18 protein-coding genes and 1 pseudogene are annotated in these 20,878 nt (G+C 59.6%); 6 read left to right on the top strand and 13 right to left on the bottom strand.

The window, feature by feature from the left end; genetic code table 11:
* Positions 1-114: 114 nt before the first annotated feature.
* A complete protein-coding gene (locus tag MRBLMS1_RS03310) occupies positions 115-1,845 on the bottom strand; it encodes a methyl-accepting chemotaxis protein (RefSeq protein ID WP_485877798.1) in 1,731 nt (576 codons plus the stop codon).
* On the opposite strand from MRBLMS1_RS03310, the gene MRBLMS1_RS03305 reads away from it, so the two are divergent.
* A complete protein-coding gene (locus MRBLMS1_RS03305; RefSeq protein ID WP_128142762.1) occupies positions 1,844-2,059 on the top strand; it encodes a hypothetical protein in 216 nt (71 codons plus the stop codon). The genes MRBLMS1_RS03310 and MRBLMS1_RS03305 overlap by 2 nt on opposite strands.
* Positions 2,060-2,111: 52 nt before the next feature.
* Here the strand turns inward: MRBLMS1_RS03305 and MRBLMS1_RS03300 are convergent, their stop codons facing one another.
* From MRBLMS1_RS03300 to MRBLMS1_RS03285, 4 genes are all read right to left on the bottom strand, one after another.
* A complete protein-coding gene (locus MRBLMS1_RS03300) occupies positions 2,112-2,501 on the bottom strand; it encodes a nuclear transport factor 2 family protein (RefSeq protein ID WP_485877796.1) in 390 nt (129 codons plus the stop codon).
* Positions 2,501-2,713 carry a hypothetical protein gene (locus MRBLMS1_RS03295; RefSeq protein ID WP_034755154.1) on the bottom strand — a complete coding sequence of 71 codons (213 nt, stop codon included), beginning with the start codon at positions 2,711-2,713 and terminating at the stop codon, positions 2,501-2,503. The genes MRBLMS1_RS03300 and MRBLMS1_RS03295 overlap by 1 nt, the downstream gene beginning before the upstream one ends.
* Before the next feature lie 51 nt (positions 2,714-2,764).
* Positions 2,765-3,265 carry a DUF2939 domain-containing protein gene (locus MRBLMS1_RS03290; RefSeq protein WP_485877794.1) on the bottom strand — a complete coding sequence of 167 codons (501 nt, stop codon included), beginning with the start codon at positions 3,263-3,265 and terminating at the stop codon, positions 2,765-2,767.
* Positions 3,266-3,392: 127 nt separating this feature from the next.
* Positions 3,393-3,839, bottom strand: a complete 447-nt coding sequence (locus tag MRBLMS1_RS03285; protein ID WP_485877793.1) for a DUF2939 domain-containing protein — start codon at positions 3,837-3,839, stop codon at positions 3,393-3,395.
* A gap of 112 nt (positions 3,840-3,951) precedes the next feature.
* Here MRBLMS1_RS03285 and MRBLMS1_RS03280 point away from each other — a divergent pair, with 112 nt between their 5' ends.
* Complete coding sequence (locus MRBLMS1_RS03280; protein WP_485877791.1) at positions 3,952-4,791, top strand: hypothetical protein; 840 nt, start codon at positions 3,952-3,954, stop codon at positions 4,789-4,791.
* A 15-nt stretch (positions 4,792-4,806) separates the two neighbouring features.
* Positions 4,807-7,014 (top strand): penicillin acylase family protein, encoded by a 2,208-nt coding sequence (locus tag MRBLMS1_RS03275; RefSeq protein ID WP_485877790.1) that lies wholly within the window; start codon positions 4,807-4,809, stop codon positions 7,012-7,014.
* 170 nt (positions 7,015-7,184) lie between these two features.
* Here the strand turns inward: MRBLMS1_RS03275 and MRBLMS1_RS03270 are convergent, their stop codons facing one another.
* Entirely contained in the window at positions 7,185-8,366 is a 1,182-nt protein-coding gene (locus MRBLMS1_RS03270; RefSeq protein ID WP_485877789.1) for a trans-sulfuration enzyme family protein, read from the bottom strand.
* Positions 8,363-9,754: a pyridoxal-phosphate dependent enzyme gene (locus tag MRBLMS1_RS03265; protein ID WP_485877788.1), complete on the bottom strand. Its 1,392-nt coding sequence runs from the start codon at positions 9,752-9,754 to the stop codon at positions 8,363-8,365. The genes MRBLMS1_RS03270 and MRBLMS1_RS03265 overlap by 4 nt, the downstream gene beginning before the upstream one ends.
* 290 nt (positions 9,755-10,044) lie before the next feature.
* Between MRBLMS1_RS03265 and MRBLMS1_RS03260 the strand changes: the two genes are divergently transcribed.
* Positions 10,045-10,593 (top strand): thymidine kinase, encoded by a 549-nt coding sequence (locus tag MRBLMS1_RS03260; protein ID WP_329958146.1) that lies wholly within the window; start codon positions 10,045-10,047, stop codon positions 10,591-10,593.
* A 92-nt stretch (positions 10,594-10,685) separates the two neighbouring features.
* On the opposite strand, the gene MRBLMS1_RS03255 is transcribed toward MRBLMS1_RS03260, so the two are convergent.
* The 3 genes from MRBLMS1_RS03255 to MRBLMS1_RS03245 are packed head-to-tail and all read right to left on the bottom strand — an operon-like array spanning position 10,686 to position 14,057.
* Positions 10,686-12,635, bottom strand: coding sequence for a helix-hairpin-helix domain-containing protein (locus MRBLMS1_RS03255; RefSeq protein ID WP_485877787.1), 1,950 nt, complete (start codon positions 12,633-12,635; stop codon positions 10,686-10,688).
* A 4-nt stretch (positions 12,636-12,639) separates the two neighbouring features.
* Positions 12,640-13,413, bottom strand: a complete 774-nt coding sequence (locus MRBLMS1_RS03250; RefSeq protein WP_485877785.1) for a PP2C family serine/threonine-protein phosphatase — start codon at positions 13,411-13,413, stop codon at positions 12,640-12,642.
* Entirely contained in the window at positions 13,398-14,057 is a 660-nt protein-coding gene (locus MRBLMS1_RS03245; RefSeq protein WP_485877784.1) for a vWA domain-containing protein, read from the bottom strand. Before MRBLMS1_RS03245 ends, MRBLMS1_RS03250 begins: the two co-directional genes overlap by 16 nt.
* Before the next feature lie 188 nt (positions 14,058-14,245).
* Here MRBLMS1_RS03245 and MRBLMS1_RS03240 point away from each other — a divergent pair.
* Positions 14,246-14,560, top strand: a pseudogene (locus MRBLMS1_RS03240) (thymidine kinase); the annotation flags it as partial.
* A gap of 1 nt (position 14,561) precedes the next feature.
* Here MRBLMS1_RS03240 and MRBLMS1_RS03235 read toward each other — a convergent pair.
* Positions 14,562-14,834, bottom strand: a complete 273-nt coding sequence (locus MRBLMS1_RS03235) for a putative signal transducing protein (RefSeq protein ID WP_485877782.1) — start codon at positions 14,832-14,834, stop codon at positions 14,562-14,564.
* Between the two features lie 49 nt (positions 14,835-14,883).
* Positions 14,884-16,854, bottom strand: a complete 1,971-nt coding sequence (locus MRBLMS1_RS03230) for a methyl-accepting chemotaxis protein (protein WP_181878076.1) — start codon at positions 16,852-16,854, stop codon at positions 14,884-14,886.
* Between the two features lie 520 nt (positions 16,855-17,374).
* Here MRBLMS1_RS03230 and MRBLMS1_RS03225 point away from each other — a divergent pair.
* Positions 17,375-19,645 carry a carboxy terminal-processing peptidase gene (locus tag MRBLMS1_RS03225; RefSeq protein WP_485877780.1) on the top strand — a complete coding sequence of 757 codons (2,271 nt, stop codon included), beginning with the start codon at positions 17,375-17,377 and terminating at the stop codon, positions 19,643-19,645.
* Positions 19,646-19,883: 238 nt separating this feature from the next.
* Here the strand turns inward: MRBLMS1_RS03225 and MRBLMS1_RS03220 are convergent, their stop codons facing one another.
* On the bottom strand, positions 19,884-20,810 hold the full coding sequence (locus tag MRBLMS1_RS03220) for a LysR family transcriptional regulator (protein ID WP_485877778.1): 927 nt from the start codon (positions 20,808-20,810) through the stop codon (positions 19,884-19,886).
* Positions 20,811-20,878 lie beyond the last annotated feature (68 nt).

Below are 20,878 nucleotides of genomic sequence, written 5' to 3'. Positions count from 1 at the left end.
ATTTTTTTGGAAAGGGGCTTGTTGTTGCAGCGCGACAGGGGAACGCGCGGCCTGCGGCTATTCCCCTGTGCGTGTGAGGCGGGGCATGCGTGGCCGCATGCCCGATCTGCTCAATTAAAACTCTTCCCAATCGCCGGCCGTCACGGCTTCCGCTTGTACCGAACGGGGTTTTGCCGGTGCGGCCTGGCGCTTGACGCTGCTGCTGGCCTGTGCCGGTACCAGGCGCAGCGGCTTGTGGCTGGCGCGCGCTGGCGCGAAGGTTGGCGCGGGCGCCGCCGCATGGCTGTCGTGCGTCTTGAAGACGCTCACGGTTTCCACCAGGTGGCTGGCCTGGTCGCGCAAGGATTCGGCCGCCGCCGCCGCTTCTTCCACCAGGGCCGCGTTTTGTTGCGTGACACTATCCATCTGGGCGACGGCCTGGTTGATCTGCTCGATGCCGGCGGACTGTTCCTGACTGGCCACCGTGATTTCCGCGATGATGTTGCTGACGCGGGCGACACTGGCGACCACCTCGGACATCGTTGTGCCCGCCTGCGCCGCCAGTCGGGAACCCGCATCGACGCGGCTCACGGAGTCGTCGATCAGCGCCTTGATTTCCTTGGCCGCGCTGGCGCTGCGCTGGGCCAGGCCGCGCACCTCGGTCGCCACGACGGCGAAGCCGCGGCCCTGTTCGCCGGCACGCGCCGCCTCCACTGCCGCATTCAGGGCCAGGATATTGGTCTGGAAGGCGATGCCGTCGATGACGCTGATGATGTCGACAATCTTGCGCGACGATTCGCTGATCAGGTCCATGGTGCCCATCACTTGGCCCACCACGGCGCCGCCCTTGCTGGCGACGTCCGATGCGGTCGTGGCCAGCACATTGGCTTCGCGGGCATTTTCCGCATTCTTGCGCACGGTGCTGGTGAGTTCTTCCATCGAGGAAGCGGTTTCTTCCAGTGAGCTGGCTTGCTGTTCCGTGCGCAGCGACAGGTCGCTATTGCCGGTGGAAATCTCTTCGGCGGCAAGCGAGACCGTGTCGGAATCCTGGCGCACGGAGGACACGACCGTGGTCAGCGACTCCTGCATGCGCTGCAGCGCCGACAGCACGCTGACGCTATCGTTCGGTGCAACACTGAGTTTGCCTGTCAGGTCGCCAGCGGCAAGCAGGCTGACGGCGTCGCACAGCTGTTTCGGTTCGGCGCCCAGTGACTTGAGCAGGCTACGCGTGATGAGCCAGCCCGCCAGGCCAGCCAGCACGATGGACAGCAAGCTGGCGCCGATGAGGATATTCCTGTTGAGGATGTAGTGCTCCTTGTCTTCCTGCAGGATGACGGCGGAGTGCGTGTCCGTCATGGCGAAATATTCATCGCTGGCGGCGACGAGGGCGGCCAGCAGGGGACGGCATTCCTCGTTCATCTTGACGGTGGCTTGTTCGGTTTTCTTTTGCAGCGCCAGATCCACGATGGCCAGGGCCACGGGAGCATAGCGTTTTTCGATGCCGTCGATCTTGCTGATGATGGCGCGCACCTGGTCCGACACCTCGGGCTGCTGCGCCAGTTGCAGCAGGTGCTGCATGTTCTTGACGACGTCGGCGTGCGCCTGCAAGACTTGTTTGCGTTCGGTTTCCAGGTCTTCCGGTTTGGTGACGAGCACCAGGTTCCTGGCTGCCACGGCGCGCATGTCGATCGCGTCACGCACGCGGTGGGCCGCGTTGGTGCGGGCCGTGATGCCGTTGACATACTGCTCAAAGCCCGTGTTGAAGGTGGAAAAACTCCGCACGGACAGGATCGAAATGCCGATGAGGAAAAAGACCAGCAGGCCGAAAGCCAGAGTGAGCTGGGTGCGTACGGTGAATTTATCCATGATGTCTCTCCCAAAATACGTGGTGACGATTAGAAAGGGGGCTTGCGTGGGACCAGTGGCAGGCGCTTGCCTGGCAGCGGGTCGTTCCCTGCGCAGTGCTTTTCTATCCAGAACACGGATTCGTGGTGTGAGGATCGAATTAATTCAAAAAACCGATTTCAATAATTTATTTGTTTTATTTATTAAATTCATTGTTGCACAAAAAATTCAGTAAATCAATGACATTTTGCGTGTCAAAAAACAACTTTTCGACATGGGATACTTGTTCAGACAGGTATCGGCGTACCTTGGTGAAAGGTCATCTGCCAGCGGCCATCGCGCCACTTCCACAGCGAACTGCGCAAGCTGGCGCTGGCGGGCAGGGTGCCGCTGGCGTGGCGCTGCGAGCGGTAGGTAACGAAGGCAACGTCGTCGGCCAGCAAGCGGGCCTGGAAATCGCTGATGCTGCGCGGGCAAAAGTCTTCCGCCGGCAAGTCCGCCAAGGTCGCCGCGCGCGTCCACAGCATGCCCGAGCTACCGAATTCGACGAACTCGTCGGCCAGCAGTGCCGCCAGCCTGGCACCGTCGACGCGCACGGCCTGGCTTTGCAGCGCCGCTTCCAGCGCCTGCAGATGTGCTGCCAGATCCGTGGCGTCCGGCCCCTCCGGCCCCGTCATCAGATGGGAAACGCGCCGGCGCCCGATACATTCAGGCAGGCGACCTTGTCGCTGGAAAAATACTTGATTTGTCCCAGGCCGATGGCGTAGCAGCCGTCGCTGAGTGGGGAAATGGGGCCGGTGAGTTTTTCACCGTTGATCAAGGTCACCACCCACGGCGTGGTGGCTGGTTTGCCTGCGTGGGTCAGGGCGTGTTGTACCAAGTCTGACATGCTGCCTCCAAAGAAATGTGGTTGGGCAGATGATAGCAGTGCGCGGCCGTTTTAAGCGTCGGCCAGCAGATTCTTGGGCAGCGCCACCGACGTGAGTTTCCAGCTCCACAGGCCGTCGCGCGTCAGGGTCAGTTCGCCGATATGGCTTTTGCTGTGGGTGCGCTGCACGACGACGCTGTTCCAGGACGTGTAGCGCAGTTTGTAGTCGGGCTTGGTGTTGCGCTTGCGGCCGCTGATGTCGCTGACCTTGGCGAGTGGCTTTTCGTAGCGGTCATTGAGCTTCATCAAGGCGACGATGCCTTCGGGCATCAGCATGGTGTCGAGCAAGGGATCGATGACGTCGGGACTGATGTCGTCAGCCACTTCCGGCGCCGAGAACAGGGCATGCAGTTGCTGCCCGAGACTGCCGCGCAGCTGTGGCAGGTCGATCTGTGCAGCCAGCGCCTGGCTATCCTCGTCCATGGTGGCCGCGCGGATCTTGTCCATGGTGAAATACGGACTGCCATAGAAGACGCCGGCCAGCGCGACCAGTACCGCTACAGCGAGAAGCATCAATCTTTTCATCTGCGATCTCTCGGATCCCTGGCGACCCGGTGCGCCTGAAGTGTTGGCATTCTACATAATATTTCCCAAAATCAATATGGCGGTTTAGGTAAGTGTTGTTTTAGATCAAGTTTCGTCAGAGTAATTCCGGCGGCAAGGTAATGTCCGCCAGTTTCCAGTCCCAGATGCCATGGCGGCGCAGCAGGAACTGGCTGGCGGCGGTGCCGGCGCCGCTGCGCCGCAGCACCACTTCATTCCACGAGCGGTATGCCATGCCGAAGTCGTGGCGCTTGCCGTCCGCCCCCTGCTTGCCGTGCAGGATCAGCACCGTGATGCCGGGCGGCGAGACGATGGTGTCGAGCATTTCCTTGAAATCGTCTTCATTGGCCGTTTCGCCGGCCGCCCGCAGCTGGCGCGCCACGCTGGCACGCACGGCGGGCAGGTCGGCCTGCTGCGCCAGGGTTTCCAGGCGCACGGATTTTGCCGCGATGCTGATGCGGTACATGGCGATGTAGGGGCTGACCCAGGTGAAGCCGATGGCGGCAACGCCAAAAATGATCGCGGTGGCGTACTTTCTTTTCATGGTCCGTGTTTTTGTATGAGCTGTGCCGCCGTGATTTTACCCGGCCAGCGGTGGCGGATGGTGTAGCATTCGTGCCGGCGCGGACCATCGCGCCGCAATATTGAGGACAACCATGAATATCACTATCAATCAGGTGCTGCAGTCGTATATCGACCCGCTCACCGCCAGCGAGTACGCGGCGCTCGAGCGCAGCCTGCTGGCCGAAGGCTGCCGCGATGCGCTGGTGCTGTGGAACGACGTGCTGATCGACGGGCATAACCGCTACGCCATCTGCCGCCAGCACGGCATCGAATTCAAGACCATCCAGAACACCAGCTTTAGCTCGCTCGACGACGTCATGCTGTGGATGATCGACAATCACCTGGCGCGCCGCAGCGTGTCGGATTTCCAGCGCGGCGTGCTGGCCCTGCGCAAGAAGGAAATCGTCGCCGCGCGCAGCCCGGCACCCGTCAGCGCCCAGGATGCGCCCGATGGCGAAAACGCGCCCAAGCCCCCCATGAGCACCCGCGAAGAAGTCGCCAAGGCGGCCCGCCTGAGCAGCAACCAGATCAGCCAGATCGAGAAGATCCAGAAAGCGGCGTCGCCGGAACTGGTGGAGGCAGTCCGTTCGGGCACGATCTCCATCAATGCGGCGGCCACCGTGGCGTCCCTGCCGCCGGAAGAACAGGTGGCGGCCGTCGCCGGTGGTAAAAAACTGCTGCGCCAAGCGGCCAAGGAAATCCGCGAACAGCGCGCCGCCACGCGCACGCCGCGCGAGCCGAAGGTGCCCCACGTGTCGCAGGATACGCCGGAGACGGGCAACGAGCCATGGGCGGACAACGCGGCCCAGGCGCCTAGTGAGGCGGAGCGCTTGCGCGGCGAGATCGCCAGCCTGAAACAGAAGGTGGCGCAGCTGCAGGCGGAAAATGTGGAACTCAACCAGCGGATTGCAACTCTCATCGACGCATCCTGATTATTGGAGTAGTGAATGCCAGCTCGCCGTGCCTTGTTTGCCGCCATCGCCTGCGGCGCCGTCGCCGCTCCTCCCGTGCTGGCGGCGCCCGCCGTTTCTGTCACGGACATGGCCCGCTGGCAGGCGCAGGCCGCCCATGTCAGCATCGCGCGCGACACCTGGGGCGTGCCCCATGTGACGGGCAAGACGGATGCGGATGCCGTCTTTGGCCTGATGTATGCGCAGGCCGAGGATGATTTCCCGCGCGTGGAACTCAATTACATCAACGCCATGGGGCGCTTGGCGGAAGTGGAGGGCGAGCTGGAGCTGTACCGCGACTTGCGCATGAAGCTCTTCATCGATCCGCTTGAGCTGCAGGTGCAGTACCGCGCCAGCCCGCCGTGGCTGCGCAAGTTGATGGATGCGTTTGCCGATGGCTTGAATTTTTACCTGGCCACGCACCCGCACGTCAAACCCAGGCTGATCGCGCATTTCGAGCCATGGATGGCCCTGAGTTTCAGCGAGGGCAGCATCGGCGGCGATATTGAATCGGTCAACCTGGCGCAGCTCGAAGCGTTCTACGGCCAGCAGGCCAAGCCCGCCACCGTGGCGCTGGCCAGCGTGGAAACTGGATTGGAGCCGGAGCCGAGCGGCTCGAACGGCTTTGCCATCGCGCCCGCGATCACGAAAAATGGCCATGCGCTGCTGATGATCAATCCACACACCTCGTTCTACTTCCGCCCCGAAGTGCAGGTGACCAGCGGCGAAGGCTTGAACGCGTATGGCGCCGTTACCTGGGGCCAGTTCTTCGTTTACCAGGGCTTTAACGACCGTCTCGGCTGGATGCATACCTCGGGCGGCGGCGACGTTATCGACGAATACCTGGAAAGCATCGTCGACAAGGATGGCGCATGGTTCTACCGCTATGACGGCGGCCTGCGCCCCTTGAAAGCCGTACCGATTACCTTGCCATATAAACTCGCGAACGGCGGCATGGGCTCGAAAACCATCACCGTCTACTACAGCCATCACGGCCCCATCGTGCGTGCCCAGGATGGACGCTGGGTGGCCGTGCGCCTGATGAACGAACCGTTGAAGGCGCTGACGCAGTCGTACACGCGCACCAAGGCGCGCGATTACGCGGCGTTCTACAAGACGATGGAATTGCGCACGAATTCGTCGAACAATACCGTGTACGCAGATGGGGATGGCAATATCGCCTACTTTCATGGCAATTTCATCCCCGTGCGCGACCCGCGCTTCAACTGGAAACAGCCCGTCGACGGCAGCGACCCGGCCACGGAATGGAAAGGACTGCACACGGTGGCGCAAACCATCACCCTGTTCAACCCGCAGAATGGCTGGATACAGAACACGAACAACTGGCCGTATTCGGCGGCCGGCGCCCACAGCCCGCGCCAGCAGGATTATCCCGCCTACATGTCCGTGTATGGCGAAAACGCGCGCGGCCTGCATGCCGTCAAGGTTTTCCAGAACAAGAAGGATTTCACGCTCGACAGCCTGATCGCCGCTTCCTACGACAGCGAACTGACGGCTTTCGAATCCTTGCTGCCGCCGCTGTTTGCGGCATACGATGCGCTGCCAGCGGGCGACGCGCAACAGCTGGCGCTGGCCGACAAGGTGGCCTTGCTGCGCGCCTGGGACTGGCGCTATTCGCTGACCTCCACGGCCACTTCCTTGGCCGTGTTCTGGGGCCAGGAGCTGGCCGAACTGGCTGGCAAGCAGGCGCGCGAGCAGGGCGTTCCTGTGGTCGATTTTCTGGCGACGGAGAACGTCACTGCCGCGCAGCGGCTGGCTGCCCTGGCGACGGCGGCGGATAAATTGCAGCGCGATTTCGGCAACTGGCAAACGCCATGGGGCGAGATCAACCGCTTCCAGCGCCTGACGGGCGACGTGGTGCAGCCGTTCGACGATGCGCAAGCCAGCTTGCCCGTACCCTATGCGTCGGGCAACTGGGGCGCGCTGGCCGCGTATGGGCAGAGCAGCAAGAGCACGACCCGCAGGATTTACGGCGAGCGTGGCAACAGCTTCGTCGCGGCCGTGGAATTCGGCCCTCGTATCAGGGCGAAAAGCATCCTCGCCGGTGGCCAGAGCGGTGACCCGACATCACCCCACTTCAAGGACCAGGCGGCCATGTATGCGCGCGGCGAATTCAAGGAGGTGCTGTTTTATCCCGAGGACGTGGCGAAGCACTTGGAGCGCAGGTACCGGCCCGGGGAGTGAAGTTGGTGAAGTGTCGGATTACGCACGGCGTTGCCGTGCTAATCCGACCTACCTGCCACGGCATACCGTAGGTCGGATTAGCGTAGCGTAATCCGACAAGCAACGCATTAAATCGCATCAAGTTCGTAGCCGTAGGTCGGATTAGCGCAGCGTAATCCGACAATCAACCCTCAAATCGCATCCAGCGCCGTGCGCAGATCATGCCGCAAATCCTCGATATCCTCGATCCCTACCGACAGCCGGATCAAGCCATCGCCGATGCCCAGCTTGGCCCGCTGTTCGGCTGGGATGCTGGCGTGCGTCATCAGGGCAGGGTGCTCGATCAGGCTTTCCACGCCGCCCAGGCTTTCGGCCAGGGCGAACACTTCGCAGCGCTCGAGAAAACGGCGCGCGCCGGCCAGGTCCGTATCGAGGTCGATCGAGATGATGCCGCCGAAACCATCCATCTGGCGCTGCGCCAGCGCGTGCTGCGGGTGCGAGGCCAGCCCCGGATAAAACACTTTGCGTACTTCCTTCTGCTGTTCGAGCCACTGCGCCAATACCAGCGCGCTTTCGCAATGGCGCTGCATGCGGATGGCCAGGGTTTTCACGCCGCGCAACGCTAAAAAGCTGTCGAACGGCCCGGCAATCGCGCCCACGGAGTTTTGCAAAAAGCCCAGTTGCTCGCGCCATTCCGCCTGGCGTGCTTCCGCGCCGACGATGGCGATACCGCCGATGATGTCCGAGTGGCCGTTCAAATACTTGGTGGTCGAATGGACGACGATATCGAAGCCATGTTCGAGCGGGCGCTGCACGAGCGGGCTGGCAAACGTGTTGTCGGCCACGGCGATGATGCCCCGTGCGCGGCAGATGTCGGCGATCGCGCGCAAGTCGGCCAGTTTCAGCATCGGGTTCGTGGGCGTTTCTACCCACACCATCTTCGTTTCCGGGCGCAGCGCGGCCAGCAGGTTTTCCGGATTCGTCAGGTCGGCATAGCTAAATTCGTGACCGGCCGAGCGGCGGCGCACTCTTTCAAACAGTCGATAGGTGCCGCCGTACATATCGTCGCCGGCGACGATATGGCTGCCAGAGTCCAGCAATTCCAGCACGGACGAAATGGCGGCCAGGCCCGAGGCAAACGCGAACGCCGCGCTGCCGCCTTCCAGGTCGGCTACGCAGCGTTCGAGCGCCCAGCGCGTGGGATTGTGCGAGCGGCCATAGTCCAGGCCCTTGTGCACGCCGGGGCTGTCCTGCACGAAGGTGGAGGTGGCGTAAATGGGCGGCATGATGGCGCCCGTCGACGGGTCGGGCGACTGGCCGGCGTGGATGACTCGCGTGGCGAGGCGGCTCTTGCGGGTGGTTTCCTGGCTCAAGATAGTGTCCTGCGTAAGTGGTTGAGAAGGTCGAAGCGGGTGATCAGACCATAGAAGGCGGTATCGTCGGCAACGACGGCCGTCAAGCCCCGGTCCAGGGTGGCGCGCAGGGCGGGCAAGCCGCTTGACGGCGCCAGGGTTTCGATCTGCGTCGTCATGGTGGCGCCCACCAGCGACGCGAAATGGACGGCGTCGCCGGAGACGTGCAGCAGCAAGTCCGATTCATCGATGATGCCAACCAGCTTGCCGCCGTCGATGACGGGCAGCTGCGCCAGGTCGCTGGCGCGCATGCGGTTGAAGGCCGTGAGCAGGGTGTCGCCCGGGGCCAGGCTGACGACGTCGCCCTCGTCGTAGCGGCGTCCGATCAGGTCGCGCAAGTCGCCGGACACGGCCCGCTGCAACAGACCCTGGTCGCGCATCCAGCCATCGTTGTAGACCTTCGACAGGTAGCGCGTCCCCGTGTCGCAGACAAAGGTGACGACGCGCTTCGGCGTCGTCTGCTCGCGGCAGTATTTGAGGGCGGCGGCCAGCAGGGTGCCGGTGGAAGACCCGCCGAGGATGCCTTCGGCGCGCAAGAGGGCGCGCGCGGAATCAAAGCTTTCCTGGTCCGTGATGGTGTAGGCCTTCGTGACGCTGTCCATGTCGGCGATAGCCGGGATGAAGTCTTCGCCGATGCCTTCGACGGCCCACGAGCCGCTCGTGCCCGACACCTTGCCCGTGTCGATGTATTCGGTGAGGATGGAGCCTTGCGGGTCGGCCAGCACGAATTCGAGCTTCGGCTGCGCCTTGCGGAAGTAGCGGGTCAGGCCCGTCAGGGTGCCGGACGAACCGACGCCGACGACGATGGCGTCCACGTCATGGCCGCTTTGCTCCCAGATTTCGGGCGCCGTCGTTGTTTCGTGTGCCAGCGGATTGGCGGGATTGTTGAACTGGTCGGCGAAGAAGGCGCCCGGCAGTTCGCGCGCCAGGCGCGCCGCGTAATCCTGGTAGTACTCGGGATGGCCCTTGCCCACGTCCGAGCGCGTGGTGTGCACTTCCGCGCCCAGGGCTTTCAGGTGCAGCACTTTTTCCGTCGACATCTTGTCGGGCACGACGAGAATCACGCGGTAGCCCTTGATGCGGCCCACCAGGGCCAGGCCGATGCCGGTATTGCCGGCCGTCGCCTCGACGATGGTGCCGCCCGGCTGCAGGCGGCCGTCCGCTTCGGCCGCCTCGATGATGGACAGGCCGATGCGGTCCTTGATGGAACCGCCGGGATTTTGCGATTCCAGTTTCAGGAACAGCTGGCACAGGCCCGTGTCGAGCCTGGTCACTTCGACCAGCGGGGTATTGCCGATCAGCTTGTATAGCGCTGGCGGCTGGGATGGGGATGGCATTCGATCATTCATGGTGGCTCCTGTCAGAGAAACAACGGCTCCGGATTGTGTCCCGAGCCGCCTTCCGTGCCGCGCAGTGTAGGCGCGTGGACGAGTGCGGCGAACGAATGTTTATATGCTTGTATATGCGCTCTTCGCATATCGGCGGCAAGGTTCGCTATGCGAGTATGCGCCGTTTTTTGCCCGCTTGCCGCGCCAATGGCACGACTATTAAGCTGCCGCAAGCGCGCCATTGCGATTTATAATCACGGCTCGAAAAGATACTAAATAGTATTGAAATTACTCAGACAGGGCAGGCGGCAGTGGCAAAACTTTATTTCCGGTATTCCGCGATGAACGCGGGCAAGTCGACGGCCTTGTTGCAGGTCGCGCACAACTATGAAGAGCAGGGCCAGCAGGTGCGCCTGTACACGGCCGCCATCGACAGCCGCTACGGCGTTGGCCGGGTCACCTCGCGCCTGGGCCCGCAACGCCAGGTCGACGTCTTCCATGCCGACACGAATTTCCTCGACGATATTCCCCAGGTCGCCTGTTTGCTGGTGGACGAGGCGCAATTTCTCAGCACGGCCCAGGTGCAGCAGCTGCACCAGCTGGCGCAAGTGAAGGGCGTGCCCGTCATCTGCTACGGCTTGCGCACGGATTTCAAGGGCGAACCGTTCCCCGGCTCGGCCTACCTGCTGGCGCTGGCCGACGATATCGAGGAATTGAAGAATATTTGTACGTGCGGCAAGAAGGCCACGATGAACATCCGCGTGGACGAGCAGGGCCGCCGCATCAAGGAAGGCGAGCAGATCAGCATAGGCGGCAACGAAAGTTACCGCCAGGCGTGCGGACGCTGTTTCTATTCCTAATCACTCGACCACCCGCGCTTTCGCCTCGGAGTCATCTGCTAGCAATTAAACACCACGCATATTAAATAAGTAAGATGTTTGGCAGTTTTGCTTCAGCTCAGCTTGACTAGATCAAAATTCGCCTCGGCTTGAGCGAGCTGTCCGGCTGCTTTTTCTAACTCCTCCATTATTCTTGCGCTACGGCTGTTGACGGACAGAACAAAATGATTCATATCCGATAGTTTTTCCAAGATTTTTTTCTCAAGCTGTACTTCGAGAGCCCCATATTTTGAACGAACTACGTTCTTGTCGGCGGTAGAGACAGCTTGGGTTGGATTGAAAACAAAGCGTCGTTCACACCCAGATTTCCAGTCAGTCAGACCCCTTGTTAGGCTTTCTCCGAACCCTTTTACTTGCATAACACGCGACTTCTTGACATCAGCGGCAGTTTCTATCCCAAACGACCGAAGAGTGGCCTTTCTAGCTGGACCTATCCCCGAAATATCGGCGGAATCGATAAAGAACTTTTCCAAAAATTTCTGACGTTGGCGTTGCTCAGCTGTGGATTGGAGATGCAACAGTTCTTTTTTTTCCGCATCAGCAAGGCCTCTATATTCGTCTCTGAGACGGGTAAGTTCATTTTTTCTCGACCTATATCCCTCTGGTCCCGCGACTTGATTAGCTTGACGAACCAAGTCATTAAGCACCTGGTGAGCGCGTGACTTTTCTTGCTTCCGTCGAATATGTTCAGCACGTAGCTCTGTATTATCACCTGGTTTGCCAAAATGCCAGCCTAGCCCAGCCGCAATGATTGATAAGGGAAATAGTTTTGGATTGACCAAAGCCACTATGCTTGCGATCACTATTGCAAGAATACCTACTATATTAATTGTGCTGGTAGTAGGTATATGAGATGGAATCGGTGTGCCCGTCTTAGTCGTTGGGCTAATATGTGGGGTATGAATTGGCCTTGGCGGTTGAACAGCTTCGACCATTGCCCAGATATGGACCAAATCAAATCCGGAGTTTGTTTTGACGAAGGTTATGCCGAGGTCAACGAAATAAACTACTCCTTGTTTTTCAAGCTCGCACCAAGGGCAGCCTTTCATATGCCCAGGGTAAAGGTGCATCTTAGAAGTTGCGCATCGCGTTAACCCTTGTCGCAAATGATCTAATGCACCTACCCATTGCTGCGCCGTCGGTCGTTGCCCTTTTGCTCCGTTTTCGGTAAAAGCAGCATGAAACATGCGCTCAATATTATCCGGTAAAATTGCTAATGGAATAGACTGCGGAGGTGGGGAGATGCCACGTGCCGCTGCGTCCTTTGAATAAGCGTATCGGAAATTTTTGATATCAGTTTCGAGAGCGTCGCCTACGCCGCTCCGCAGAGGCACACCTGAGTAAGGGTGTCGCCCGCCAAACAGGATATGAAAAATAAGAAGCGCTAGGCCGAAGTTGTCATGGGCTGATGAGCGCTTGAGGCCACTAAACGATGAGATTCCTTGAAGCTCCGGTGGAGTAAAGTGAGCCACGCCTACTTCGCAATAATGAAGAGTTCCTTTAGCATTTATTTGGAAAGAATCACTATCGATCAGAACAACCGTACTATCACTGGCAACCATTACGTTACCTTGATTGACATCGCCAAGCACATGCCCATCGTTGTGCAATACTTCGAATGCTGCCGCAACGTTTCTTGCTATATAGATCAGGAAGTCCCATGCGGCTTTGGGATGGTCTTGCCTTCGATGAGCAGGGCTGTATAGCATCTGAACAGGCGAATGCTTTGCCACCTTCGGCATGAGATAGCCGACTACAGGTCCAGCACGCCCATCTGTAATTGTTGCCTGCGGCCAAGCCACGTATTTTACCAATCGCTCTGAGGTGATAGTTGGCATGTAACGTAGCTTATCCTGCTTTTTTTCATTCAATGGCTTGAGGTATACTTTTGCTACGAATGGACAATCTGGCACCAATTCGAAGACTGCGCCTTCTCCACCTCTACCAAGCTCACGACCAAGTTTAATGGTGGCGCCTGACGATGAAAAAAATGTTTTGGTCACGGTTTTATTTTATAAAGACTGCAAGAGCTAAAGTTTTGTCGTCATCAGTTCTGCAATTGACGGCCTCGCTATTCAGAAACTTCAAGAGCGCGGTATGAAGTTCATCTTCTTTTTCAGATCGCGTGCTTTCTAATGTTTTAAAGAAAGGAGAGAAAAAAGGGATGTGCGGCGTGTTATCCGCCATGTTTAGTGCAAGTCGCTGAATTCCGTCAGAAAAAACCGCGACTTTAGAAAGAGGTTCATTTATTACTCGTGTACAGAGAACTTCGACTGCATTCTCATCGGTAACAAAATGAGTCATGTTGGCATATTCTCCAGTCATTGGGACGATTGCAAGTTCGAGATCCTTAGCAGCTTGAAACACAATCCCTCCGTCGCCAATCTGCATCGTAAGGGTTGCATGGGGAAGTGAGACTACACCCAGCAACGTACATGCGAAATCTCTTGGTCGTTTTCCTTCTGCTATGGCCCTCGACTCGATACTCTGACGAATCGCAAGGATGCACTGAACCGCTAACTCGTCATTAACGCCGAACTCACCTTCGCTTATTTTCCCTGCTATAAAGTCAGCTGCAGTTTGCATTGCAATTTCAGCACCATCCCCACCAAATTCTGCACTACCTGCGCCATCGGCGACAAAGACACTTAGGATTGGTTGCTTTCCGTTCATGATGTCGCCTTGAGCCCAGCAGCTGTCCTCGCAAGAGGTGCCATTTTCCACGTGCGAGGTACCAACGGCTGATGCGGCTACCACACGCCAGTTCACACTGAAGCCCATCCGCTCGGCGTAGTTAACGGAACATCTGTGCCAGGGGTCGAGCGCGAAACGGAGCGTAAAGAATTCGAAAGCCAGCTAAACAGTTCGCGGAATTTCAAATCTTTGAGCGACAATGGATCACGTACACTTATTTGCTTAAGTACATCCATGTTTGCCCCCTTTACACCAATAGCGAAGAACGCAAAGGCTTTCGATGCTTCACCTTCGCGTACAGCTGCTGCTGCCTCTTGCCATGCATCCGTCGGACTGCCATCAGTAATTAGAAAGACCCATGGGCGATAAAATGAAATCCCGTTAGATCGGTAATCGTTCTTGCGGTCCCGAACCAAGGATAGCGCTTGTGTGATGGCAGCCCCCATTGGCGTGTCGCCTTGAGCACTTAACGTTGGCGGATAAAAACTGTTGGCCGAGGTAAACGGCATTTCTACCTTTGTCGGTCCGAATGTCACGATGGCGATTTCCACGCGCTGCATCGCCAGCGAATCGGATGATAATTCGCTTTGGAACGATGCCAGTCCGGCGTTAAGCTCTGCTATTGCCATACCGCTCATTGAGCCAGATACGTCAAGCAGAAGTACGCATGGGCAACGTGGCTCAGGGTTGCTGGCAAAATCATTCGTCTCGAAAGAAATCTGTTCACTCATTGTTGGGTTCTCGCTTCAAGGTTGTATTTAGTACAGCCGCAACGGCCAGTGCCTAATGGAAACAGTATAACCTCGAAAATAAACACTTTGCTAACTTCTCCCCGGTTTTGTCATGCTCTAGTTGCACTAAATTAACAAGGTGCCAAGGTATGCAGATGAGCGTGGTATTTTGGGGCGTCAATATGGCCCTAGTTTATATGGCGCAAATTCTCAGCACGGCCCAGGTGCAGCAGCTGCACCAGCTGGCGCAAGTGAAGGGCGTGCCCGTCATCTGCTACGGCTTGCGCACGGATTTCAAGGGCGAACCGTTCCCCGGCTCGGCCTACTTGCTGGCGCTGGCCGACGATATCGAGGAATTGAAGAATATATGTACGTGCGGCAAGAAGGCCACGATGAACATCCGCGTCGACGAGCAGGGCCGCCGCATCAAGGAAGGCGAGCAGATCAGCATAGGCGGCAACGAAAGCTACCGCCAGGCGTGCGGGCGCTGTTTCTACTCGTAAATTAATCAGCGACGGGCGCGCCTACATCGGTATCATCCGACAGCGCCAGGTCGCCCCGCTCGAAGGCGGCGAGGATCTCTTTGGCGCGCGCCACGTCGTGTTCGCGCACCATCACGCGGGCGCCACCGATGGCGGCCGCCAGCAGCATGTCGGCCTGCATGTGCTGGTCGTCCGTCAGCAGCACGTCGATGCCGGCCGCTGCCAGGCAGCCGCGGATGACGTGCGCATCCGTGGGAATCATCAGCCGGGCAATCAAAACATAGTCGTCGTGCATCGCGTCTCCTGGCAAGGTGGTATGCGCCATCTTAGCACCGCGCCCGCTTTTACAGCTTGAACACGCTCACCACCTGGTTCAGCTCCTGCGCCTGCTCCTGCAAGGCGTCGGCGGCCGCGGCCGCTTCTTCCACGAGGGCCGCATTCTGCTGGGTCACCTGGTCCATCTGGGCGATGGCCTGGTTGACTTGCTCGATGCCGCTGCGCTGCTCTTCGCTGGCCTGCGCGATTTCGGCCATGATGGTGCTTACTTGCTGCACGCTGGCCACCACGGTATCCATGGTGGCGCTGGCCTGGCTCACTTGCGCGTGGCCCAGGTCCACCGTGCTGGCCGACGCCTGGATCAGGTCCTTGATGTCTTTCGCCGCTGCCGTCGAACGTTGCGCCAGGGTGCGCACCTCGGTGGCGACGACGGCAAAGCCGCGTCCCTGCTCGCCGGCCCTGGCCGCTTCCACGGCCGCGTTCAAGGCCAGGATATTCGTCTGGAAGGCAATGCCGTCGATGACGCCGATGATGTCGGCGATCTTGCTTGACGAGCTGCGGATGGCGTCCATGGTGCTGGCCACCTGCGCCACGGCCGCGCCGCCTGTCGCTGCCAGGCTGGACGAGTCGTGCGCCAGCCGGCTTGCCTGCTGGGCGTGATCGACGTTCTGGCGCACGGTGGAGCTCAGTTCCTCCATCGAGGCGGCTGTTTCTTCCAGCGAACTGGCTTGCTGTTCCGTGCGGCTCGACAAATCCAGGTTGCCGCTGGCGATTTCACCGGACGCCGTGGCGATTTGCCCGGCGCTGCCGCGCACGTTGCCGACCACTTGCGACAGGTTGTCGCTGATGCGGTTCATGGCCAGCAGCAGGCGGCCGATTTCATCCAGGCTGCTGGTATCGAGGTGCACCGTCAGGTCGCCGGCGGCGATTTGCGCGGCGGCCGTTTCGGCGGCGGCCAACGGGCGCGACACGAGGGTGCGCACGAGCCAGTACAGCAGCAGGGCGAAGACGAGCAGGGCGATGAAGCCGGAAACGGCCAGCTGGTTGCGCATCTGGCGCGCTTCCGCCGTGATCTCGTCCGTGAACGTGCCGCCCGCGATGATCCATTGCCAATCCTTGAATTGACGGTAGTACAGCTGCTTTTCGCGCGCGCTGGCAGCCGTTTCACCGGGCGCCGTCCACGTGTAGCGCATGGCGCCGTCTTTTTGCGCCAGCATGTCCTGGATGAACAATCGGCCGTCGCTGGCCTTGAACTCGAGCGCGCTCTTGCCTTCGCTGTTCGGGTGCAGCACCAGGTGGCCGTAATTGGCGCCGGGGGCCGTGTCGACGATATAGATGTAGCCCGTCTGGCCGATCTTGACCTGGCGAATCTTCTCTTTCAGCATGGCCAGATTCTTGCTGATATCGAGGCCGATGAACAGCACGCCGACCACCTTGCCGCCCGCGTCGCGCACGGGGTCATATTGTGTGATGTATTGCTTGCCAAACAAGGTGGCCATGCCGACAAAGCGCTGGCCCGCGCGCAGCGGCGCATAGCTGGGGTGGTTGTGGTCGAGCTGGGTGCCGATGGCCCGTTCGCCATCCTGCTTTTTCAGCGAGGTGCTGATGCGCACGAATTCATCGCCATTGGCGGCAAAGATGGTGGCGATCACGCCCGTCTGGGCCGTGTAGCGGTCGACCAGGGCCGTGTCGAGGTTGAGCACCTTGCCGCCGTTGGCCAGCGCGGGCGTGGCCTTGCCGGCGACGGCCACCATGGCACCCGCGTCGACCGTGAACGGGCCGGGAAATTCGGCCGCGAACAGGCGCGCGAAGCTGGCGGCCTCGTTGACCATGGCCGTGTGGAACACTTCCGTGGTCGTCATGACGCTATTGAGTTCGCTGGTGACGGCCGCTTCGGCGCGCTGTTCCAGCGCAGTCGAAGTGCGGATGCTGATCAAGGTCGTCAGGCTGGCGAGGATCAGGCTGACGAGGGCAAACGTGAACACGGTAATCTTGCCGCCGACACTCCAGTGGCGGGGGGAGAACGAAATTGTAGGCATAGTTTGAGTCTGGCAAAGGGTAATCAGCTCGGCCATTCCTGGTCATGACATGACACGCGGGGAGGGGATCTGGTGGGGATACTGCTGAAACGGAGGCGCGCCGGCTGTGGGAGCCGCGCACGGGCAAGCTGGATTTCAGGGCGCGATGATAGCATGTTGCTTGCCTTTTGTTACTAAGTGTTTCCCGCAGGAATTAATTTTTCGCGCAAAAACATCATCCACATCAAGGATCGCAAAAACAGTCCATTGACTTTTTTGATTCCAATGAAGCGTTTTGGTCTTCGTCGCTGAGTGGTGATGCAATTTTTGTCACGAATGTTTCACTTTGTAATGAATGAGACGCCATCCTTAATCCGCGTTTAAGCTTCCGGGAAGAAACTGATATTCCTTGGGAGACTGCCAGGCCGTATCCTGTAGAATAATATGCAGACCAGTCGTGTATTCCCCTTACTGTCTTGCTGGCTGGCGCATGAATAGCTGCGCCGCCTGGAATTGATTCAACTAATTTTCGGAGAAGCCGATGAAGAAGCAAATGATGCTGGTCACCCTGGTGCTTGCCCTGTCAGCCAACGCTGGCGCAGCCCAGACGGACAAGAGCGCCGCTCCTCCGCTACCCATGAAGCCGCTGGCCCAGCAAACGCAGGCCGCCTTGTGGGCATCGCGCGTATTGACGCGCGTCCATTACAAGGCCATGCCGCTCGACGACGCCATGTCCGAGAAAATCTTCGACCGCTACTTCAAGTCCCTGGACGCGGAAAAACTGTTTTTCGTGCAGGCCGACATCGACCGTTTCGCCCCGCTGCGCACCAAGCTGGACGACGCCATCATCAATGAAGACCTGACGTCGCCGTTTGCCATCTACAATTTGTACCAGCAGCGTTTCGACGAGCGCATGGCGTATGCGCGTGAATTGCTGAAAACCAAGTTCGACTTTGCCTCCGACGAGAGCTACCAGATCGACCGCGAAAAAGCCGCCTGGCCGAAGAATGACGAGGAAGTGCGCGACCTGTGGCGCAAGCGCGTCAAGAACGACTGGCTGCGTTTGAAACTGGCAGGCAAGGAAGACAAGGCCATCCGCGAAACGCTGGACAAGCGCTATGAAAGCTACACCACCCGTGCGCGCAAGCTCAACAGCGAAGACGTGTTCCAGATTTTCATGAACGCCTACGCCATGTCGATCGAGCCGCATACCAATTACCTGGGCCCGCGCGCTTCCGATAACTTCGACATCGCCATGCGGCTGTCGCTCGAAGGCATCGGCGCCGTGCTGCAGACGCGCGACGAATACACGGTCGTGCGCGAAGTCGTGCCGGGCAGCCCGGCCGGCTTGTCGGGCAAGCTGAAAGTAGGTGACCGCATCGTCGGCGTGGGGCAGGGCGAAAGCGGCCCCATCACCGAAGTGCTGGGCATGCGCATCGATGACGTGGTGCAATTGATCCGCGGCGCCAAGGATTCCGTCGTGCGCCTCGATATCCTGCCGGCCGATGCCGGCCCCGACGCCAAGCACGTGGTCGTGCCGCTGGTGCGCAAGAAAATCAGCATGGAAGAGCAGGCGGCGAAGAAATCGATCATCGAAGTGCGCGACAACGGCGTCAAGCGCCGTATCGGCGTCATTGCCCTGCCGACCTTCTACCAGGACTTCGAAGCGCGCCGCCGTGGCGACAAGGATTTCAAGAGCGCCACGCGCGACGTCAGCCGTTTGCTGGCCGAGTTGAAGAAGGATAAGGTCGACAACGTCCTCATCGACTTGCGCAACAATGGTGGCGGTTCGCTGAACGAAGCCGTCGAACTGACGGGCCTGTTCATCGACAAGGGCCCGGTCGTGATGCAGCGCAATGCCGAAGGCAAGGTCGACGTGGAAAGCGACACCAATACGGGCCTGGCCTGGGATGGCCCGATGGGCGTGCTGATCAACCGCGGCTCGGCCTCGGCGTCCGAAATTTTCGCCGCCGCCGTGCAGGATTACGGCCGTGGCGTCATCATCGGCGAAGGCAGCTTCGGCAAGGGTACCGTACAAACCTTGTTCAACCTCGACCGCTTCGGCGGCAGCGAGAAAGCCCGCTTCGGCGAGCTGAAGATGACCATCGCCCAGTTCTTCCGCATCAATGGCGGTACCACGCAGTTGCGCGGCGTGACTCCCGACATCAAGCTGCCCGCCATGTCGGACACGGAAAACTTCGGCGAATCGAGCTATGACAATGCCCTGCCATGGGTGGCCATCAAGCCGGCGCCGTACATGCCGACGGGCGACCTGAAGGATATCGTGCCGCTGCTGGACAAGAAACATGAAGCGCGCGTGGCCAAGGACAAGGATTTCCAGTACCTGCTCGATGACATCGCCCTCGTCGTCAAGCAACGCAAGGAAAACCAGATTTCGCTCAATGAAACCGTGCGCCGCAAGGAGCGCGATGCCCAGGAAGCGCGCGCCAAGGCCCGTGAAAAACGCCTGATCGCGCAGATTTCGAATCCTGCCGACGACCTGGTGGTAATTCCCGATCCGAAAGACGTGCTGAAGGGCGCGAAAGCGGCCAACAAGACGGCCAAGCAGATCGCGGCCGTGAAGGGCGCCTTGCGCACCGACGACGGCCTGCAGGGCGACGAACGGGCCCTGAGTGCCGAACTGGACGCCGAAACGGCCGCCAAGAGTGCCAAGGACGTGCTGCTGAACGAAGCGGCGCGCATCCTGGCCGACGAAGTGGCGCTGATCAAGGCCGACACCCGTCTGGCATCCAAGGTCTTGCCGTATGCCGCAGATGTGAAGGCGACGCCGGTGGCGGCGACGGCGAAGTAATGAATGCGGGGTCAGACCCGTCGGGGGAATGTGCTCCAATGGAGCACATTCCGATCACGAAGTGATTGACCCCAGCTTTTGCTTTGGGGTAAACAGTAGTTATTCGTTTCGCGTATTTCTATCATTCCAACAATCAATTGGATTGATATGCCGCGATGCAGCATAATTCACTTGTCTCCTCTATTCTCCTCCAAGAAAATAGATTCAGCCCGCTCCTTGTAGCGGGCTTTTTTTTGCCTCAGATATTGTGCGTGGGCAGTTGCACATCGGGGTGGGCCGCCAGCAAAGTCGTCAGCCATCCGGCAAACGCCTGCAGCTTGGGCGTGGCCAGCCGGCCTTGCGGCGTCAGCAGCGACATGGGCATCGGCGTCGGCGGGCAGTCGGGCAGCACTGCCACCAGCGCTCCGCTGTCGAGGTGCTGGCGCACCTGGTACATGGCCGCCTGCGCCACACCCAGCCCTTGCAGCGCGCAATCGACGCTGGCGTCCGCGTCATTGACGGCGATGGGGCCGGCCATCTGCACGCGCACCACTTCCTTGCCTTGTTGGAAATCCCAGTCGAAGGCGCGTCCCGTGCGGCCCGAGTAATGCATGATGCCGCTGTGCGCAGCCAGGTCAGCCAGGGTGTGCGGCGTGCCGTGCCGCGCCAGGTAGGCGGGCGAGGCGCACGTGGCGAAGCGCATCAGGCCGATCTGCTTGCCGATGAAGGCGGAATCTTGCAAGGTGCCCACGCGCAAGGCGCAATCGATGCCTTCCTGCGTCAGGTCGACCAGGCGGTCCGTCAGGCTCAACTGCAATTGCACGTCCGGATACGCGGCATGGAATTGCGCGATATGGGGAATGATCAGGCGCCGGCCCACGGTATTGGGCAGGTTGATGCGCAGTAAGCCGCGCGGTTTTTTCGCGTCCGGGCCGCGAAACGCCAGCTCCGCCGTATCGACGGCTTTCAGGATATCGATGCAGTGGCGAAAGTATTCGGCCCCTTCCGGCGTCAGCGACAGGCGGCGCGTGGTTCGCTGCAGCAATTGCGTGCCCAGGTAGGCTTCCAGCTTTTGCAGCGTGGCCGTCAGCGCGGCGCGCGGTAAATTCAATGTTTCGGCCGCCTTGGAAAAACTGTTGGCCTCGACGATGCGCACGAAGGTTTGCATGGCCTTGATCTTGTCCATGGGATAGCTTTCGTCTAATTGTTCATCTTATGTGAAAAGTGTAGAGGGATTATGCCCTAATTATCTTT

Source organism: Massilia sp. LMS1-1-1.1, assembly GCF_040815535.1.
GTDB lineage: Bacteria > Pseudomonadota > Gammaproteobacteria > Burkholderiales > Burkholderiaceae_D > Janthinobacterium > Janthinobacterium aestuarii.
Note: the sequence above shows the minus strand (reverse complement) of the source record. Positions and strands in the feature narration are given on the sequence as shown.

Excerpts from the sequence above, each read along its gene's own strand:
- MRBLMS1_RS03305 (WP_128142762.1), top strand. The coding sequence starts at position 1,844 with ATGATGTCTCTCCCAAAATACGTGGTGACGATTAGAAAGGGGGCTTGC.
- MRBLMS1_RS03310 (WP_485877798.1), bottom strand. The coding sequence starts at position 1,845 with ATGGATAAATTCACCGTACGCACCCAGCTCACTCTGGCTTTCGGCCTG.
- MRBLMS1_RS03300 (WP_485877796.1), bottom strand. The coding sequence starts at position 2,501 with ATGACGGGGCCGGAGGGGCCGGACGCCACGGATCTGGCAGCACATCTG.
- MRBLMS1_RS03295 (WP_034755154.1), bottom strand. The coding sequence starts at position 2,713 with ATGTCAGACTTGGTACAACACGCCCTGACCCACGCAGGCAAACCAGCC.
- MRBLMS1_RS03290 (WP_485877794.1), bottom strand. The coding sequence starts at position 3,265 with ATGCTTCTCGCTGTAGCGGTACTGGTCGCGCTGGCCGGCGTCTTCTAT.
- MRBLMS1_RS03285 (WP_485877793.1), bottom strand. The coding sequence starts at position 3,839 with ATGAAAAGAAAGTACGCCACCGCGATCATTTTTGGCGTTGCCGCCATC.
- MRBLMS1_RS03280 (WP_485877791.1), top strand. The coding sequence starts at position 3,952 with ATGAATATCACTATCAATCAGGTGCTGCAGTCGTATATCGACCCGCTC.
- MRBLMS1_RS03275 (WP_485877790.1), top strand. The coding sequence starts at position 4,807 with ATGCCAGCTCGCCGTGCCTTGTTTGCCGCCATCGCCTGCGGCGCCGTC.
- MRBLMS1_RS03265 (WP_485877788.1), bottom strand. The coding sequence starts at position 9,754 with ATGAATGATCGAATGCCATCCCCATCCCAGCCGCCAGCGCTATACAAG.
- MRBLMS1_RS03250 (WP_485877785.1), bottom strand. The coding sequence starts at position 13,413 with ATGGGCTTCAGTGTGAACTGGCGTGTGGTAGCCGCATCAGCCGTTGGT.
- MRBLMS1_RS03245 (WP_485877784.1), bottom strand. The coding sequence starts at position 14,057 with ATGAGTGAACAGATTTCTTTCGAGACGAATGATTTTGCCAGCAACCCT.
- MRBLMS1_RS03235 (WP_485877782.1), bottom strand. The coding sequence starts at position 14,834 with ATGCACGACGACTATGTTTTGATTGCCCGGCTGATGATTCCCACGGAT.
- MRBLMS1_RS03230 (WP_181878076.1), bottom strand. The coding sequence starts at position 16,854 with ATGCCTACAATTTCGTTCTCCCCCCGCCACTGGAGTGTCGGCGGCAAG.
- MRBLMS1_RS03225 (WP_485877780.1), top strand. The coding sequence starts at position 17,375 with ATGAAGAAGCAAATGATGCTGGTCACCCTGGTGCTTGCCCTGTCAGCC.
- MRBLMS1_RS03220 (WP_485877778.1), bottom strand. The coding sequence starts at position 20,810 with ATGGACAAGATCAAGGCCATGCAAACCTTCGTGCGCATCGTCGAGGCC.